The sequence below is a fragment of the Enterobacter cloacae complex sp. HYC074_NIDB genome (genome assembly GCF_056673345.1).
The window spans coordinates 1,245,609-1,262,141 of record NZ_CP114214.1 but is presented as its reverse complement, the minus strand read 5'-3'; the positions used below and the strand labels follow the sequence as shown (position 1 = coordinate 1,262,141).

General features: G+C 53.2%; 14 protein-coding genes. 4 read left to right on the top strand and 10 right to left on the bottom strand.

Annotation, left to right across the window (positions count from 1 at the left end; all coding sequences use genetic code 11):
• Positions 1 to 74: 74 nt before the first annotated feature.
• The 9 genes from O1724_RS06225 to O1724_RS06185 all read right to left on the bottom strand — a co-directional run bounded on the left by O1724_RS06225 (position 75) and on the right by O1724_RS06185 (position 12,129).
• Positions 75 to 1,217: a Gfo/Idh/MocA family protein gene (locus O1724_RS06225; protein WP_126297186.1), complete on the bottom strand. Its 1,143-nt coding sequence runs from the start codon at positions 1,215 to 1,217 to the stop codon at positions 75 to 77.
• On the bottom strand, positions 1,210 to 2,235 hold the full coding sequence (locus tag O1724_RS06220) for a sugar phosphate isomerase/epimerase family protein (RefSeq protein ID WP_032608769.1): 1,026 nt from the start codon (positions 2,233 to 2,235) through the stop codon (positions 1,210 to 1,212). Before O1724_RS06220 ends, O1724_RS06225 begins: the two co-directional genes overlap by 8 nt.
• A gap of 15 nt (positions 2,236 to 2,250) precedes the next feature.
• A complete protein-coding gene (locus O1724_RS06215) occupies positions 2,251 to 3,486 on the bottom strand; it encodes an MFS transporter (protein WP_045343166.1) in 1,236 nt (411 codons plus the stop codon).
• A 252-nt stretch (positions 3,487 to 3,738) separates the two neighbouring features.
• Positions 3,739 to 5,127, bottom strand: coding sequence for a phenylalanine transporter (gene pheP, locus O1724_RS06210; RefSeq protein WP_023324264.1), 1,389 nt, complete (start codon positions 5,125 to 5,127; stop codon positions 3,739 to 3,741).
• Positions 5,128 to 5,229: 102 nt separating this feature from the next.
• On the bottom strand, positions 5,230 to 7,203 hold the full coding sequence (locus tag O1724_RS06205; RefSeq protein WP_126297188.1) for a PhoX family protein: 1,974 nt from the start codon (positions 7,201 to 7,203) through the stop codon (positions 5,230 to 5,232).
• 127 nt (positions 7,204 to 7,330) lie between these two features.
• On the bottom strand, positions 7,331 to 9,514 hold the full coding sequence (locus O1724_RS06200; protein ID WP_126297189.1) for a TonB-dependent receptor: 2,184 nt from the start codon (positions 9,512 to 9,514) through the stop codon (positions 7,331 to 7,333).
• A 200-nt stretch (positions 9,515 to 9,714) separates the two neighbouring features.
• Positions 9,715 to 9,990 (bottom strand): DUF1471 family periplasmic protein YahO, encoded by a 276-nt coding sequence (gene yahO / locus O1724_RS06195; RefSeq protein ID WP_003858898.1) that lies wholly within the window; start codon positions 9,988 to 9,990, stop codon positions 9,715 to 9,717.
• Positions 9,991 to 10,555: 565 nt separating this feature from the next.
• Entirely contained in the window at positions 10,556 to 11,824 is a 1,269-nt protein-coding gene (locus O1724_RS06190) for a Y-family DNA polymerase (protein ID WP_126297190.1), read from the bottom strand.
• Entirely contained in the window at positions 11,824 to 12,129 is a 306-nt protein-coding gene (locus O1724_RS06185; RefSeq protein WP_126297191.1) for a hypothetical protein, read from the bottom strand. The genes O1724_RS06190 and O1724_RS06185 overlap by 1 nt, the downstream gene beginning before the upstream one ends.
• Positions 12,130 to 12,241: 112 nt before the next feature.
• Between O1724_RS06185 and O1724_RS06180 the strand changes: the two genes are divergently transcribed.
• Genes O1724_RS06180 through O1724_RS06165 form a run of 4 tightly spaced genes read left to right on the top strand, consistent with a single transcriptional unit; the run spans position 12,242 to position 15,221 of the window.
• Positions 12,242 to 12,604, top strand: a complete 363-nt coding sequence (locus tag O1724_RS06180) for a GtrA family protein (RefSeq protein WP_032648602.1) — start codon at positions 12,242 to 12,244, stop codon at positions 12,602 to 12,604.
• A complete protein-coding gene (locus O1724_RS06175) occupies positions 12,601 to 13,524 on the top strand; it encodes a glycosyltransferase family 2 protein (RefSeq protein WP_096947216.1) in 924 nt (307 codons plus the stop codon). The genes O1724_RS06180 and O1724_RS06175 overlap by 4 nt, the downstream gene beginning before the upstream one ends.
• Positions 13,517 to 13,984 (top strand): hypothetical protein, encoded by a 468-nt coding sequence (locus O1724_RS06170; RefSeq protein WP_126297192.1) that lies wholly within the window; start codon positions 13,517 to 13,519, stop codon positions 13,982 to 13,984. The genes O1724_RS06175 and O1724_RS06170 overlap by 8 nt, the downstream gene beginning before the upstream one ends.
• Positions 13,971 to 15,221, top strand: a complete 1,251-nt coding sequence (locus O1724_RS06165) for a DUF6056 family protein (RefSeq protein WP_096947215.1) — start codon at positions 13,971 to 13,973, stop codon at positions 15,219 to 15,221. Before O1724_RS06170 ends, O1724_RS06165 begins: the two co-directional genes overlap by 14 nt.
• On the opposite strand, the gene O1724_RS06160 is transcribed toward O1724_RS06165, so the two are convergent.
• Positions 15,200 to 16,456, bottom strand: a complete 1,257-nt coding sequence (locus tag O1724_RS06160) for a hypothetical protein (RefSeq protein ID WP_253117568.1) — start codon at positions 16,454 to 16,456, stop codon at positions 15,200 to 15,202. The two genes, O1724_RS06165 and O1724_RS06160, sit on opposite strands and share 22 nt — an antisense overlap.
• Positions 16,457 to 16,533 lie beyond the last annotated feature (77 nt).

Sequence of the window (16,533 nt, the reverse complement as noted above, 5' to 3'; positions counted from 1 at the left end):
GCGACGATACATCCTGCGGTTAGCGTTTTGTGCAGGCTACCATAAATTGATTGCCCGGCGAACCGGGCAATGCGTCAGTATTCCACGCGCACCCAGCGCTGCTGCTGATGACTTTTCACAATTGCATCAATGATATACATCACACTGGCGCCATCGTAAAAGGTGGCAAACTGCGGATTATCCGGCATCGCGCCCGCCTGCACGGCACGGTAAAACTGCGCCATCATATTTTTAAAGGCATCCGGCCAGCCTTCGATATGTCCGCCGGGGAAGTGGGCGCTGTCGGCCACGTCAGGGTTCATCAGGCCTGGATCGTCGGTGAGCGTCTGGTTTGCCCGGGCGCGATGGCCGATCCACAGCTGCTGCGGGATTTCCTGATCCCACGCCACCGACTGCTCGCTGCTGTTAATTTCAAAGGTCAGGCGGTTTTTTCGCCCCGCGCTCACCTGCGAGACGCTAAAGCTGCCCTTGCTGCCGTCGTCAAAGCGGAACAGCACCGAGCCAAAATCTTCGGTGGTGACCGGTTTGACTTCATACTCCGCCTGCTCGTCATGGGAGAAGGTCTGATAACCACCCGCGCTGGCCTTGCGCCTCGGCCAGACGATGGATAAATCAGCCATCACCTCGGTAATGCGCCTGCCTGTCACATACTGTACCGTATCGCACCAGTGGGAACCGATATCCGCCACCGCCCGCGACGCGCCGCCGAGCGCGGCATCCACCCGCCAGTTGTAGTCGGTTTCCAGCAGCATCCAGTCCTGCAAATAGCTGCCGTGCGAGGCGAACAGCCGCCCGAGGGTGCCCGCGCGCATCATGCTCGCCGCCTGGCGCACCATCGCAAACTGACGATAGACAAAGCTCACGCCATGCACCACGCCCGCCTGCTCTGCCAGCGCCACCAGCTCGCGCGCCTCGTCCGGCGTCATGCACAGCGGCTTTTCGGAAAACACGTGCTTGCCCGCGCGCAGGATCTGGCGGTTAATCTCCGCGTGCAGGTAGTTCGGCGTGCAGTTGTGCACCGCATGCAGATTGGGGTGCGCGAGCAGTTCTTCCACGCTGGCGTAAGCATGCGGGACATTTAGCTGGCGCGCCTTTTCCTGCGCCTTAACGAGCGAACCGTCGCAGAGCGCGACCACCTGCACAAACCCGAGACGCCTGAGCGCCTCGATGTGTGCCGGGCCAATAAACCCGCTGCCGATAATCCCGACGTTAATCATGGCTGCCCCCTGCGGCGAAATCATCAAACGCCCGTCCGGAAACGGGAATAATGTGGCGGCGGATAAATTCGCTGCCCTCACTCGCGCCGGTATCGCCATCCTTCAGGCAACACTCCCACTCCAGCACCGCCCAGCCGTCGTAGTCGTACTGGGTCAGCTTGCTGAAGATGCCCTTAAAGTCGATTTGCCCGTCGCCGGGCGAGCGAAAGCGTCCGGCGCGGTTGATCCACGGCTGGTAGCCGCCGTAGACGCCGCTGCGCCCGCTGGGGCGGAACTCCGCGTCCTTGACGTGGAACGCTTTAATGCGCGCATGGAAGATATCGATAAAGGCCAGATAGTCCATCTGCTGAAGCAGCATGTGGCTCGGGTCGTAGAGAATGTTGCAGCGCGGATGGTTATCCACCAGCGCCAGAAAACGCTCGAAGGTCACGCCGTCGTGCAGATCTTCCCCGGGATGCAGCTCAAAGCAGACGTCCACCCCCTGCTCGCCAAAGGTATCCAGTATTGGCCGCCAGCGGGTTGCCAGCTCCTCGAACGCTTCCTGAAAACGCTGCTCGTTATGCGGCGGCCACGGATAGAAAAACGGCCACGCCAGCGAGCCGGAGAAGGTCGCGTGCGCCTTCAGCCCTAATCTGGCCGAAGCGACCGCCGCCTGCTTCAGCTTTTCCGTCGCCCACGCCCGGCGCGCCGCCTCGTTACCGCGCACGGCGGCGGGTGCGAAGTGGTCAAACGCCTCGCTGTAAACCGGATTCACCGCCACGAGCTGCCCTTCCAGATGGGTCGACAGCTCGCTGATAACCAGCCCGTGTGCGGCCAGCCTGGCGGTGATGTCGTCGCAGTAGGCCTGGCTCTCTGCGGCTTTCTCGACGTCAAAGATGTGCGGATGGTTGCAGGGGATCTGCACCGCCTTATAACCTTTACCTGCCGCCCATTCAGCAAGCCCGTCGAGCGAATTAAACGGCGCTTCTGCGCCAATAAACTGCGACAGAAAAATGCCCGGTCCTTTCATTGTCCTCATACCACCTCCTGAACGTTACGCCTTGTCATCGTCATACTTAAACGTGAGAAGGAAAATCAGCGCGATCGCCGCGGCAGCCACCGCCGGGATCCACCAGAATGTGACCCACGCCTGCGGCACGGTCTGTCCTGCCACCAGGCGGTTGTAGAGCGCGCCGGAAATCTGAGAGCCGAGCAGCATGCCGATGCCGTAGGTGAACATCACGATCATGCTCTGCGCCTGGCCTTTGACCTTTTCGCCCGCCACGCGGTCGGTATAGATAAAGCCGACGACAAAGAAGAAATCGTAGCAGACGCCGTGCAGCAGAATGCCGAGGTACAGCAGAATGCGCCCCTCTTCGCTGACGCCCAACGCGAACATGGCATAACGCACGAACCACGCCAGCATGCCGATCAGCAGCATGACTTTCACGCCCAGGCGGCGGAACAGCAGAGGAATGACCAACATGAAGACGATCTCAGACATCTGCCCGAAGGACATGGCGGTGCTGACGTCGGCAATGCCGGCATCCGCCAGATACGAGGCGGTGTAGGCGTAATAGGTGCCGAGCGGGACAGAGATCAGCATAGCGCAGACGGAGAAGACGAAGAAGTGGCGGGTTTTAAGCAGCGCGAAGGCGTCCGCGCAGAAGAGATCCCGCACCTTAACCGGCAGGCCTTTTGCCGGCGCTGGCGTGTGCGGCAGCGTCAGGCTGTAAAGCGCCAGCAGCACGGAGCTGACCGCCGCCACCTGGAAGATGGTGACGCTGGACGCCACGCCGGTGACGCCGATGAAAATGCCCGCCGCGATCCAGCCGATGGTGCCGAACACGCGCACTACCGGGAAGGTTTTATCCACGTTCGCCAGGCTGTGAAACGCAATGTTGTTGGTCAGCGCCAGTGTCGGCATATAGCAGAGCGTGTAGCCAAACAGCAGGCCAATCAGCAGCGCGCCATTCTCAGCAATCAGCGCCCCCGGCACGAACCAGAGGATCACCGCGCCCGCGAGGTGCATCACCGCCATCACCTTCTGCGAGGCGAAGAAGCGGTCCACCAGCATCCCGAGCACGAACGGCGAAAGAATGGAAGCGATGGGCCCGGCAGAGAACGCGTCGCCAATCAGCAAAGACATGTTGTGCCGGGTCATCACCAGGCCAAGCGTGACCGACCAGCTACCCCAGATAAAAAATTGCAGAAACATCATCAGCGACAGACGCGGCACCAGCAGCCGGTGTTGCGTTATCGCCTTTTCACTACTCTCAGTTGACACCATGATAAGCCTCACCCGGAAAAAGTAATCGATTACAAAACAGTTCAGATAAAAAGTAATCGATTACAAAATAAAGATCCTGTGGATCGAAACGGAATTGGGAGGGGGGTCACGATAAAGGTGGAGTGATACTTTGTAGGCCCGGTAAGCGCAGCGCCACCGGGCGTGAAGGCAGGCAGTGTGGTGCGGTCTGGTTTGGTGCGGTCTGGTGCCCTCACCCCGTCCCTCTCCCACAGGGCGAGGGAGAAAACCGCGCTACTTTTTGCGCGAGAGCTTAAATGCAATAAACAGGAACACCACCCACACCGGCAGCAGCATCGCTGACAGGCGCATCTCATCCATGGTGCACATCAGCACCAGAATCAGGCCGAGGAAGGCGATACAGAGGTAGTTCCCCGCCGGATAGAGCAGCGCTTTAAACTGCGTCTCGCGCCCCTTGCGGCGCATCGCCGCGCGGAAGCGCAGGTGCGCCAGGCAGATCATGATCCAGTTAAGCAGCAGCGTGGCGACAACCAGCGCCATCAGCAGGCCAAATGCCTCTTTCGGCAGCAGATAGTTGATCAGCACCACCAGCGAGGTGATAGCGCCAGAAAGGAACAGCGAGTTGACCGGCACGCCGCGACGGCTGACGCGAGTGAGGAACTTCGGCGCGTTGCCCTGTACGGAGAGGCCAAACAGCATGCGGCTGTTGGAGTAAACCCCGCTGTTGTAGACCGACAGCGACGCCACAAGAATGACGAAGTTCAGCGCCGAAGCGACCACGTTGCTGTTCAAATTGTGGAAGATCATCACGAACGGGCTACTGTCAGATTTCACTTCCACCCACGGGTAGAGCGCCAGCAGCACCACCAGCGAGCCGATGTAAAACAGCAGGATACGGTACACCACCTGGTTGACCGCTTTCGGAATGCTTTTGTGCGGATCGCGCGCTTCAGCCGCGGTGATGCCAATCAGCTCCAGCCCGCCGAAGGAGAACATAATGACCGCCAGCGAGAGGATCAGCCCTTTCCATCCAGTCGCCAGGAAGCCGCCGTGCTGCCACAGGTTATCGATCGTGGCGCGCTCGCCGCCGTGGCCGGAGAACAGCAGCCACAGGCCAAAGCCGATCATGCCGATAATCGCCAGCACCTTGATCAGCGCGAACCAGAACTCGGTCTCGCCATACAGGCGGACGTTCACAAGGTTAACGGCGTTAATGATGATGAAGAAGGCCGCGGCCCAAATCCACGTTGGCACGTCCGGGAGCCAGTACTGCATATAGATGCCGGCGGCGGTCAGCTCGGCCATCCCGACCAGCACGAACATCACCCAGTAGTTCCAGCCGGAGAGGAAACCTGCGAACGGCCCCCAGTATTTATAGGCAAAGTGTGCGAAGGAGCCGGACACCGGCTCTTCAACGACCATCTCGCCGAGCTGGCGCATGATCAGGAAGGCGATAATCCCGGCGATACCGTAACCCAGCAGCACCGCCGGACCGGCCATCTGAATAGCGGGGCCGATGCCGAGAAAGAGCCCGGTACCGATTGCGCCGCCAAGGGCAATTAACTGAATATGTCGATTTTGCAAACCACGTTGCAGCGTCGGACTCTGATCCGACGAAGCTTCAGCGCTACCATGGCCTGAAGCGGATGACGCGTCTTTCACGCCCTACCCCTGTCTCTTTTTTAGAAGGGGCACGTTTTAACACTTCATGCTGGTGGTAGCAAGCTTAACGCCGGGCCAGCGCATGCGCCCGGCGGATAAACGTCACGACCCGATGATCCCGCCGTCCGCTTTGGTAATCACCACCGTTGACGATCGCGGACGCCCGTTCGGGCTGGCGTCTGGCCAGTTGGAAACAGCGCGCGGATTGGCCGGGTCGGTAATATCATCCCCGCCCTCCCCCGGATGCTGAATGTTGATAAACAGCGTGCGGTTGTCCGGCGTAAACGCAATGCCGGTGATTTCGCACCCGCGCGGCCCGGTCAGGAAACGGCGATACTCGTTGGTGCCCGGAATGGTGGCCACCATCTGGTTATTGCCCATCCCCTCGTAGGCTTTCTTATTGATGGTGCTGGAAGAGACGTCGGTCTGGATCCACAGCACGCCCTGGTGATCGAACGACAACCCATCCGGGCTGCCAAATGCCGCGCCCTGCATCGAGCCTTTGGCTTTGGGATCGTCGCCGTCGGTGCGCCCGGCCATGACCAGAATATCCCACTTAAAGCGTGCGGCGGCAGGATCGGCACCCTCTTCGTGCCAGTGCATGATGTGCCCAAACAAGTTGTTGGCACGCGGGTTAGCGGCGTCGACCGGTGCCTTGCCCTCTTTACCGCGATCGCTGTTGTTGGTCAGCGTACAGTAGACGCTGCCGCTGGCGTGCGGATCGACGGCTATCCACTCCGGGCGATCCATTTTCGTCGCCCCCACCACGTCGGCCGCCAGACGGGTTTTAATCAGCAGATCGCCCTGGCTTGCAAAACCGTTGCTTTTATCCAGGCCATTTTGCCCGAAGATCAGCGGCAGCCAGTCGCCGCTGCCGTCCTCGTTGAACCTGGCGACGTACAGCGTGCCGGACGTCAGCAGCTGCATATTGGCTTCCCGGTTCGCGGGATCGTATTTTTTGTCGGAGACAAACTTATAGATGTACTCAAACTTCTGGTCGTCCCCCATGTAGACCACCACGCGATTATCGGCGGCGAGCGTGACGGCGGCCCCCTCATGCTTGAAGCGGCCGAGCGCGGTGTGCTTGCGCGGGGTGGAGGTCGGGTTGTAGGGATCGATCTCCACCACCCAGCCGAAACGGTTGGGTTCGTTAGGGGTTTTATCAACGCTGAACCGCTCATCCACCTCGTTCCAGCGGTACGATTCATCGCTGTCGCTGATGCCGTAGCGTTTTTCCAGCGGGTTGAGATCGGCTTTTTTGACAAAAATGTCCGACCAGTTCTCCTCGCAGGTGAGATAGGTGCCCCACGGCGTGTGGCCGTTGGCGCAGTTCTGCATGGTGCCCAGAACGCGTTCCCCCTGCGGGTCGGCGGCGGTTTTCATTAAATCCTGATGCCGCGCCGGGCCGGTAAGCTGCATCGGCGTATTGACGGTAATACGCCGGGCGAAGGAAGACGGACGCACCACCTCCCAGCCGCTGCCCGTTTTTTTCACTTCCACCACCGACACGCCCATCGCGTTCTGCCCCTTGCGGGCTTTGTCGAGACTCCAGTTCGCCGCACCGTCGGTAAACAGCATTCCGTTGTCGATGTACTCATGGTTCAGCGCCAGCAGTCCATGCTCCGGGTTTTGCGCCCCCTGCGGCAGGCTAAACCACGCCATGCCGTCGTGGTGCATGCCCGCCTGCACAGCCTGTTCGTCTGTGGTATTGCTGGCGTCCGGCTTAAAGGCCGGCATGTTGTCTTTGATCCCCGTCGGATCGCCCCAGCGATAGAACGGGCGGGCGATATAACCTTCCGGCACCCTGACCGTGTCTTCCGTAGAGACGTCGATGCTGGTAAAGCCCAGGGAAACCGCTTTTGCCAGCGCGGAAGGCTTCGATACCGCGGCAATGGCATTTTCGGGTGTGATCAGATACGGGAATGATACGGCAGCCCCCGCTACGGCCCCCATCTGGAGAAAACGGCGGCGCGAGAGGAACACTTCTGCAACCTCGGAGAATACCGGGTTAGCGCTGCGGTTACTGATATCGTCGCGATGTTCTTTTTTAAATACGGATTTGAGGGGTCTGCCCATAGCGGCTTCCTGTCATTGGCCAAGAGGTAAGGTTGTGGCGACCAGTGTAAGAAGCTTTTATTACAATTTTATAACACGACAACGAAGGGATTGGGGCGTCCCTGCCCCGGATAACGAGGTGGAACGCTTAGAACTCGTAGCCAACCGAGACCTTAAAGGTACGCGGCTCGCCCTGAGTAATGTAAGTACCGGAATCGTCCACGCTTGACCAATAGTTCTCGTTGGTCACGTTGTCGATACCTGCCCGCACGGTCATCTGGTTTTCATTGTGGTTTACCGCGAAGCGATAGCGCATGCCCAGATCCAGCGTGGTGTAGCTGTCCAGCTTTTTGGTGTTCGCAAGATCGGCATACTGCGTGCCGGAGTGGTTAACGCGCGCGGTCGCCGTCAGGCCTTCAATCGGCTTGATATCGTACTCTGCGCCCAGCACGGCGTAGAAGCTCGGAATACCGATCGCATCGTTGCCCTGATTGACGCCGTTTTTGGTTTTGGTCAGCTCGGCCTGCAACCAGGTGGCGCTGGCGTTCAGACGCATCCCGAGCATGGGCTCGCCGAAGACGTTCAGCTCCACGCCGCGGTTACGCTGTTCTGCATCCAGACCATAGTGACCGCTGTCGTCAAGGATCGCCGACGGCATTTTGATCTCAAACAGCGCCAGGGAGCCGCCCACGCGGCCAAAGTCCGCCTTTACGCCCACTTCGTTCTGCTTAGAGTGAACGATACCGGTGCTCTGGCCGTAGTTGTTTGCTGAGCGAGGCGCGGTTTCACCGGGCTGTAACGCCTCGGTGTGGTTGGCGTAGAGGGAAATTTCCTCCCACGGTTTATAGACTACGCCGTAGGTGGGCATCCAGCGGCTGCCGTCGAAACCGTCCGCGTCGTTTTCCGCACCGGTGATTTTGTTGTACCCGCGAATCACCACCTTCTGATGGCGCGCGCCTGCGGTGAACAGCAGCTTGTCATCCAGCACGCCCAGGGTATCACTCAGCAGCCAGCCTTGCGTGCGGGTGCGCCCGCTGGTCAGCGGATCGCTGTATTTGCCGCCTGAGCCGTTGAGGTTGGAGCTGTCCGGCATATCGACGCCGGTGTTGTGGTAGATGTTGGTGGTCGGATTATCCTTCGTCGCCGACATTTTCCACGCGATCTTTTCGTTTTTGGTCATCGCCGAATAGCCAACATTGACCTTGTGCGAGACGAATCCGGTAGTGAAGTTACCGCGAATGCCCGCCATGCCGCTGACAGAATCGCTGATGCGGTTGGTATCAAGACGGCTGACCACCGCATTACCGCTCTTATCGAGGAGCTTCGGCGCGCTGTAGATCCCTTCTTCGTGCGCGTGCTGCGCGCCGAGACCGGTATACGCCGTCCAGCTATCGGTGATGTCATACTCGCTGCGCCACATCCCGAACTCGTTTTCGATATCGCTGTAGGCCCACTTCTGCGAGAAGTTGCGATCGTTCTTCGGCGGCTCAGGCACAAAGTCCACCGCCGAGATGTTGACGCTGGTTGGGCTGCCGTGGAAGGTTTTTTTCTGGTAGCCCAGGTCCAGCGAGGTGCGGAAACGGTCGCCTTTGTAATCCAGACCAGTAGAAAGCAGCGTGGTGCGGCGGCGGTCGTTCGGCACGCCGGTTTCGCCTTCACGATGCACAAGGTTCACCCGCGCGCCAAACTGGTCGTTATCGCCAAAGCGACGACCCGCATCCAGCGTGGTGCCAATCTGGGAATCCGAGGTGTAGTCCACACCCACTTTCGCCTGCGGGGTGTCGCCCGCGTGTTTAGGCTCAAGGTTGATCATCCCGCCCACGCCCGAGCTTGCGGCACCGTTCATCAGGGAGTTGGCCCCTTTGAAGATCTCGATGCGGTCGACCATCTGGGCATCCACCACCTGACGCGGCAGTACGCCGGACAATCCGCCAAAAGTCATGTCGTCGCCGTCAAACTTCAGGCCGCGAATGCGGAAGGTTTCCGCGCTGTTGCCGTACCCCTGAACAAATTGCACGCCCGCGTCGTTGGCAACCACGTCAGCAATGGTTTTCGCCTGCTGATCTTCCACCAGCTTCGAGGTGTAGCTGATGATATTGAACGGCACGTCCATGGCGTTTTGCTGACCGAGCATACCCATGCGCCCGCCGTTCGCCACCTGCCCGTCAAGGAAGGCGGGCACCAGCTGGTCGCCGCCGGGTTTGAAATCACTCCCCGCCGTGGACTGGACGACGATGGTGTCCTCTTTTTTCTCATCCGCCGCAAAAGCGGAGTGGGTTACCGCGCCGATGGCAATCGCCAGCAGCGTTTTGTGCATTGTGGTGTTGTTCATAATGAGCTCTTAACGTGCGCGCAAAAATGACCCGTTGTCGGGCCTTAAAAGTTATTAAAAGAAATGCAAATGAGAACTATACGCATTATGTATTCGTAATCAAGTGTAAACGGCCTCTCTGAGCGAGAAGCGGCAAGAAACAATGTTGGGAGGGAGGTAGGGCGCGCAACCACCCCGAAACAGGGGTGGTTACTAAGGTATTATTTTTTCTTGTAAATATCGGCGGTGCCGTGAATTTTGTTGTTTGTATTACCGGAAGTCAGCACCAGTACATCAGCACCTTCTTTATCGGCCTTTTCGACCAGCTCTTTTTTCGCATCGTCGACAGAGACTTCGTTAGCCGTGCTCACGGTACCGATTTTTTCATACTGAGACTCAACTTTCTCAAACTCGTTTTTCGTCAGCAGTTCAGCCGCAAAGGTATTGGTGGTAAACAGAAATGCAGCGCCCATCAAAATAGCAGTCGTTTTTTTCATAACCTTTTTCCTTGAGATTAATCAGCAACTACAAAAAGCCCCACGAGTGAGAGTGAGGTGATATGAGCATGGTAGAGGAATAACAAAATTGCCACAGCGTAAGAAAAATACTGTTATAACAGTCAATTGTGCTGTGAAAAATGTGCGTTAACGCTACTTTCGCGATGGGTGTTTCATGAAGAAAATCAGGCTGGCTTGAAACTGGCGTAAGCAACTGTTTTTAAATGGCACGCCCTGTAGGATTCGAACCTACGACCTACGGCTTAGAAGAACGTAGAGTACTATTTAACGCACTGTAATATCATTGGTTTTTCCGCGCTCGCTACGCATTTGTGTCATTACGTGTCGTTACCTGCTTTCTCGTTTTCTTGTGATACATCCATGCATGACACATCTATGACACAGAGAATGCATAGCCATGCCCCTTGCATCGCTATGTAATTTACCAATCCCACAACTTTGCGTAGCTCCTTCCAGTTTCGCAACTTGCCGCTTTACGCCCAATGCCTTCATCAGCATAATCACCACCGATCCGATTGTAAGATTTATCAGGTGCGCACCTCTTTTATCGGACAACAAGCAAATCTGAAAATCTCGTAGTGTATCGAGGCGACAGCATTTCACGCTTCATCTGCCACTGCTGCTGTATACCCTGCCCGGCAAAATAGAGCGTGCCCTTTCCGTCCTTTGCATTCAGGTGATCCAGCACTTCCATTAACTTCTCGCTACCAGCTCGAGGTGCACTGTCGTCGAAAAGGTTTAGCTGGGCCACGCCCTGGCTGAAGAAGTCGCCCAGCATGACACCCGCTTTCTGGTACCGGTGACCGTCCTTCCAGATTTTGTCCAGACACTTTATCGCGGCGTTGATGATGTCTCTGCTGTCCTGAGTTGGCGTGAGAAGCCTTACCGATGCGCTGTTTCCGTAATACGGCTCATTAAGGGCAAAAGGTGATGTCTTGACGAAAGCGGAGATAAAACGGCAGTACTGGTGCTCACCACGTAGCTTTTCAGCTCCACGGGCCGCATAACTGCAAATCGCCTGCCGCATGTGTTCATAGTCAGTAATACGTTCGCCAAACGATCGGCTGCATACAATTTCCTGCTTTACCGGGGCGAACTCCTCCAGATCCAGGCATGGCTCGCCGCGCAGTTCCCGGACCGTTCGCTCCAGCACCACATTAAAGTGCTTACGGATAATCCACGTGCTCTGTTCTGAGAGATCCAGCGCCGTTTTAATGCCCATAGCGTTCAGCTTCTTGCTGATGCGCCGGCCAACGCCCCAGACATCCTCCACAGGAACAAGCGCCAGTAGCCTTCGCTGCCGGTCGACGTTTGAGAGGTCAACCACCCCGCCCGTCTGCCGCTGCCATTTTTTCGCAGCATGGTTAGCCAGCTTCGCCAGCGTCTTGGTCTGGGCTATGCCGACGCCGACTGTGAGATGTGTCCGCTGTAAAATAGTCGCGCGGATCTCTTTCCCGAACTCAGTCAGGTCCCGGCAGTTTCTTACGCCGGTCAGATCGCAGAATGCTTCGTCTATGCTGTAAATTTCCACGCGAGGGCTCATTTCTTCCAGTGTGGTCATTACCCGGCTGGACATATCTGCATAGAGCTCGTAGTTGCTGCTGAAGCAAACAACACCAGCGCGCCGGAACAATTCCTTCTGCTTGAAGAACGGCTCACCCATCGCTATCCCGACAGCCTTTGCTTCGGCGCTACGCGCTATTACGCAGCCGTCATTATTCGAAAGAACAACCACCGGCCGACCACGCAGGTCTGGTCTGAATACCGTCTCGCAACTGGCATAAAATGAGTTCACATCGACCAGGGCAAACATCACATCACCGGATTGTCGTCTGTGAACGCCGCAGCGCCATTGATAAAAAAGGTCACAACTCCCATGACATCGATTTCATCTAAAGCATCACCTTCTATGCATTCACCGTCTTCGGTGATGAGCGAACCGCCCATAACGACCGCGAACTGTAGTTGTCCGAACGCATTTACCAGCACGCGTGTTCCGTTGGATGGCACAAGATCAGGCTGAAAAAGCGCATAACCGCCTGACGTTTCAACCAAGCAGGAGTAGCGGTTAACCCCACATAATTTTTCAAGCCTGAATCGCTGAGCTTTTGCCTCCATGGCAACCTCCCAAAACAACTGTATTTATATACAGTATCGTCAAATATGAGAGTCGATCAAGTTGGACAGTGATGCTAAACTTCAGACCTTTCCGAATTCACTGATTTCTATAATGTTAAAGTTATTCGCCAAGTACACATCAATAGGTGTTATCAACACGCTCATTCACTGGGTTGTGTTCGCTATTTGCATATATGCGTTTCACACAGGCCAGGCACTTGGTAACTTCGCCGGGTTCGTTGTGGCGGTGTCATTCAGCTTCTTTGCAAACGCCAGGTTCACGTTTAAGTCTTCGACAACCACGATGCGCTACATGCTGTATGTAGGGTTTATGGGATCCTTGAGCGCAGCTGTTGGTTGGGCTGCCGATAAGTCCGGTATGGCTCCGATCGTGACTCTCATTCTCTTTTCCGCCATCAGTCTGGTGTGCGGTTTTATTTATTCAAAGTTCATTGTCTTTAGGGATGCGAAATGAAAATTTCTCTGGTCGTTCCCGTCTTTAACGAAGAAGACGCGATACCTATTTTTTATAAAACGGTTCGGGAATTTGAAGGGCTTCAGCAGCATGAAGTAGAGATAGTCTTCATCAATGACGGCAGTAAAGACGCGACAGAATCAATTATTAACGCGCTTGCTGTTGCCGATCCGTTGGTTGTTCCACTGTCATTCACAAGGAACTTCGGTAAAGAGCCTGCTCTGTTCGCCGGCCTTGACCACGCGACCGGTGAAGCAATTATCCCGATTGACGTAGACTTGCAGGACCCTATCGAAGTCATTCCCCACCTGATCGAAAAGTGGCAGGACGGTGCAGATATGGTGCTCGCTAAACGCGCTGACCGATCCACCGATGGCCGCCTGAAACGCAAGACCGCAGAGTGGTTCTATAAGCTTCACAATAAAATCAGTAATCCGAAAATTGAGGAAAACGTTGGCGACTTCCGGCTCATGTCGCGTGAGGTTGTAGAAAACATTAAGCTGTTACCTGAGCGTAACCTTTTCATGAAAGGTGTCTTGTCATGGGTTGGTGGGCGCACTGATGTGGTCGAGTATGCCAGAGCCGAGCGAGTTGCTGGCAGCACGAAATTCAATGGATGGAAACTGTGGAACCTTGCCCTTGAAGGGATCACAAGCTTTTCCACCTTCCCTCTACGCATGTGGACTTACATCGGCCTGTTTGTTGCTGGCGCAGCGTTCTTGTACGGTGCCTGGATGATTTTCGACACGTTGGTGTTCGGTAATGCCGTACGTGGTTATCCATCTTTACTTGTGTCTATTCTTTTCCTTGGTGGCATTCAGCTGATCGGGATTGGTGTGCTAGGAGAATACATAGGAAGGATATACGTAGAAGTCAAGGGCAGACCGAGATATGTGCTGAGGGGTAAAAAAAATGCTTAATAGAAAACACCTGAGCCTCACATTTTCTGGGCTATGTTTATTCAGTGCTATATCTGTAGCAATCACATTTATAGTTTGGAATAGACCGGAAAAGCTACAATATGGCGAGAATGATGTTATATGGAGTGAGGTAAAAGGAAATGTTGAAAAATGTCATTTAGGGCAATCTTCTGTTTATGTTAAAGGATGGATTTACCCCACAACCAAATATGAAGGAATGTATAAGGGTAATACTTATGTTGTTTTAAATGACGGGGGAACCTTGTACAAAATTAAAACTGTAAGAGAGAATAGACCTGATGTAACCTCTTACTTTAAAGCTGAAAAGAAGAAATTCGATCTAACTGGTTACTCATCAGCTTCGAGATTCAGTATCTTCGGTCTTAGTCCATCAAATGAAATCTATGTTATAACAGAGAATGATGGAACAATCAGAGGAATGAAACATGTTTGCAGTTAACAGGAAAAATTTAAATGTGGTGTCTTTAATAACCATATCAGTGTGCATCATGTACGTTTTCATTTCTGTCGTTTATAAAGATATTACCGACGATCATTTCTTTTCAACAGCCCTGGAAAAGTACTCTCTTCCTGATATTTTAAAAATTAGGTACATGACATGGAGTGGTCGGGTTTTCATTGAAGCATTTCTAATGAAAACTATAAACATTTTATATTTTCCACAGATTATAATAGCCTTATCTTGCATTCTAATGAGTTACTGCATAGCTAAATTTTCCTCTAAAGATGGGGTTGTCTCATTATCATTAGTTAGTGCTGCATTGTTGATTATGTTGTCAGACTTCCATACGAACAGGCAAGCTACACTGTGGATTACCGGGGCTTATAACTACATAATACCAATTTCAATTGGAATGTACTCAATCCTGATATTTCTGAAAAAAAACCAATCAAGCATCAAGAAACTCTTATCTTGCTTGTTAATATTTTTAGCATGCAACAATGAGCAATTTGCTGTGACCGCGTTTATAGGGGTGTTGGCATTCCTTGCCATCAAATATAGATCTGATGGTATTTCAGCCTATGATCTTACATTCTTTGCATGTTTAGTTTGCGGCGGGATAATTGTTCTGGCTGCTCCTGGCAATGTTATTCGCTTGCATTCTGAAATCTCAAACTGGATGCCAGACTTCAATAACTATAGTGTTTTCCATAAGTTAGCAGTTGGTGTTGATAGAATATCTAATCAAATAAATTTCAATGACAACTTTCTTTTCTTTATCGTGAGCATTTTATCTATAGCTTTCCTCTTGAGGCGCAGCGATTTTTGCCTTGTGAATGCTGCAATGATATCCATACTTTCATTAAAAGTATTATCTTTCATTCTGTCATTTTATCCTGATACTATGCTGTCAAGATTAATAAGATTTGAGGAGTATATTTCATCAGCAACATGGCGATATCCAGTTGTTTACATAACTTATTTTATTAACCTCTTGTCGTTATCATCGATACTGGTTACATGTCTGTTGGCTTCAAAAACCGCTAAGGATGCTACATTGATTTCAGTAGTACTGTTATGCGGAGTCCTTTCCGCTCTGATGATTGGATTTTCACCTACGGCTTATGCTAGCGGAACAAGGGTTATGTTTTTGTTTGACGTCAGCATGGCTATTGGTGGCCTATTCATATTTAATCGTATGCATGATATAGGTCATGATGAGGCGGTCCATTGAGGCATTGTTAACGTCCACTTCCCAAGAACCGTCCAGTATGTTGCAGTGAATGAGGCGGTTTTTGTTTGGGTTGTATTTGCTCCAGTAACATCCACTGGAACGCCAGAAAACGACAATGAAGATATCTCTGATCCTCGAACGAGCATGTTTATCTTTTGTCCGTTATATGGCGTTCCAGAAACAGTGATGTTCATGCCAGAAGTAACATTAAGGTAATAAAGCGCGTAACCCTGCCTGACATCGATAGGAAGCGATGTTGAAGTATATTGAGAAAATGATTGAGCTCCACGGTCAACAGCTAAACCATCAGTATTCCCAATAGGAACCAGTGTTCCGGCAGGGAATGCCCTTGCTCTTGGAATGTAAGCATAACATTGACTGGCACCTGAAAAATCGAACCATCGAGTTCTTAGTCCATTGCTAGGTGATTGTATAACTGCGCCTACACATCCCCGACCTCGGTACATGCAATCACCTACTGAGTGGCTATGCTGAATGCCAACACAATAAAAGTCCCTGCTCCCGCTGCTCAGGCTTATATCAGCTACATCATTTCTTTCAAAATACATCCCATAAACATTGGTTCCATCGGCACTGTCATTAATACCATATAGACTGGTGTTCTGACTAAAGCCCCCTGTTATGCAAACAGCAGCAGTGGTGAATGTGTTAACAAAATCTACATTGGTGCTGCCGTCTGTGCTGTTGAATATAACTATGCCATAATCACATTTGTTTGCCGGGTCCGAGGAATAACCTCTGTGATTTTCAATGTTGATGGCGTTTGGTCCATTTAAAATGAATATTCTTCTACCTCCAACCCCTCCATTGAGAACTTCAGGGTCTCTGATAGTAAGGCCATATGACATGAATTCAACTTTTATTCCCGTGTTATTAGTGCCAATCCCCATATCGACCCATGGGTAATATATTCCAGAGTTATTCCTTGCGTTGTAAAAATGAATACCGATACATCCAGATCGACCAGTCATGTCGATTCTTGGGCCAAAACACTTGGCGTTCCTGATGAACTGACTAGAAACATCTAAAGATGACATGCGGAGTACAGTGACACCATCAACTGTTGGCTTCAACAACGCGCCAGATGAAAATGTCACTCTTGTATTTTGAGATAATTTCCATGTCTCTGATGTTGAGGTTATTTCATATGTTCCGTCAGATACATATATCTCCCCACCACCAGACAGTATTGTCTGAATGGCACTGTTTGTCATGGTTGGGTAAATAACCTTCGACGGCTTAACGCTGCCTTTATAAGGGTAATCTTCCCAAACGCTAGCCCCACCCCATG

Excerpts from the sequence above, each read along its gene's own strand:
- O1724_RS06215 (WP_045343166.1), bottom strand. The coding sequence starts at position 3,486 with ATGGTGTCAACTGAGAGTAGTGAAAAGGCGATAACGCAACACCGGCTG.
- O1724_RS06190 (WP_126297190.1), bottom strand. The coding sequence starts at position 11,824 with ATGTTTGCCCTGGTCGATGTGAACTCATTTTATGCCAGTTGCGAGACG.
- yahO (WP_003858898.1), bottom strand. The coding sequence starts at position 9,990 with ATGAAAAAAACGACTGCTATTTTGATGGGCGCTGCATTTCTGTTTACC.
- O1724_RS06170 (WP_126297192.1), top strand. The coding sequence starts at position 13,517 with ATGCTTAATAGAAAACACCTGAGCCTCACATTTTCTGGGCTATGTTTA.
- O1724_RS06205 (WP_126297188.1), bottom strand. The coding sequence starts at position 7,203 with ATGGGCAGACCCCTCAAATCCGTATTTAAAAAAGAACATCGCGACGAT.
- O1724_RS06180 (WP_032648602.1), top strand. The coding sequence starts at position 12,242 with ATGTTAAAGTTATTCGCCAAGTACACATCAATAGGTGTTATCAACACG.
- O1724_RS06200 (WP_126297189.1), bottom strand. The coding sequence starts at position 9,514 with ATGAACAACACCACAATGCACAAAACGCTGCTGGCGATTGCCATCGGC.
- O1724_RS06175 (WP_096947216.1), top strand. The coding sequence starts at position 12,601 with ATGAAAATTTCTCTGGTCGTTCCCGTCTTTAACGAAGAAGACGCGATA.
- O1724_RS06225 (WP_126297186.1), bottom strand. The coding sequence starts at position 1,217 with ATGATTAACGTCGGGATTATCGGCAGCGGGTTTATTGGCCCGGCACAC.
- O1724_RS06220 (WP_032608769.1), bottom strand. The coding sequence starts at position 2,235 with ATGAGGACAATGAAAGGACCGGGCATTTTTCTGTCGCAGTTTATTGGC.
- O1724_RS06185 (WP_126297191.1), bottom strand. The coding sequence starts at position 12,129 with ATGGAGGCAAAAGCTCAGCGATTCAGGCTTGAAAAATTATGTGGGGTT.
- O1724_RS06160 (WP_253117568.1), bottom strand. The coding sequence starts at position 16,456 with ATGACAAACAGTGCCATTCAGACAATACTGTCTGGTGGTGGGGAGATA.
- O1724_RS06165 (WP_096947215.1), top strand. The coding sequence starts at position 13,971 with ATGTTTGCAGTTAACAGGAAAAATTTAAATGTGGTGTCTTTAATAACC.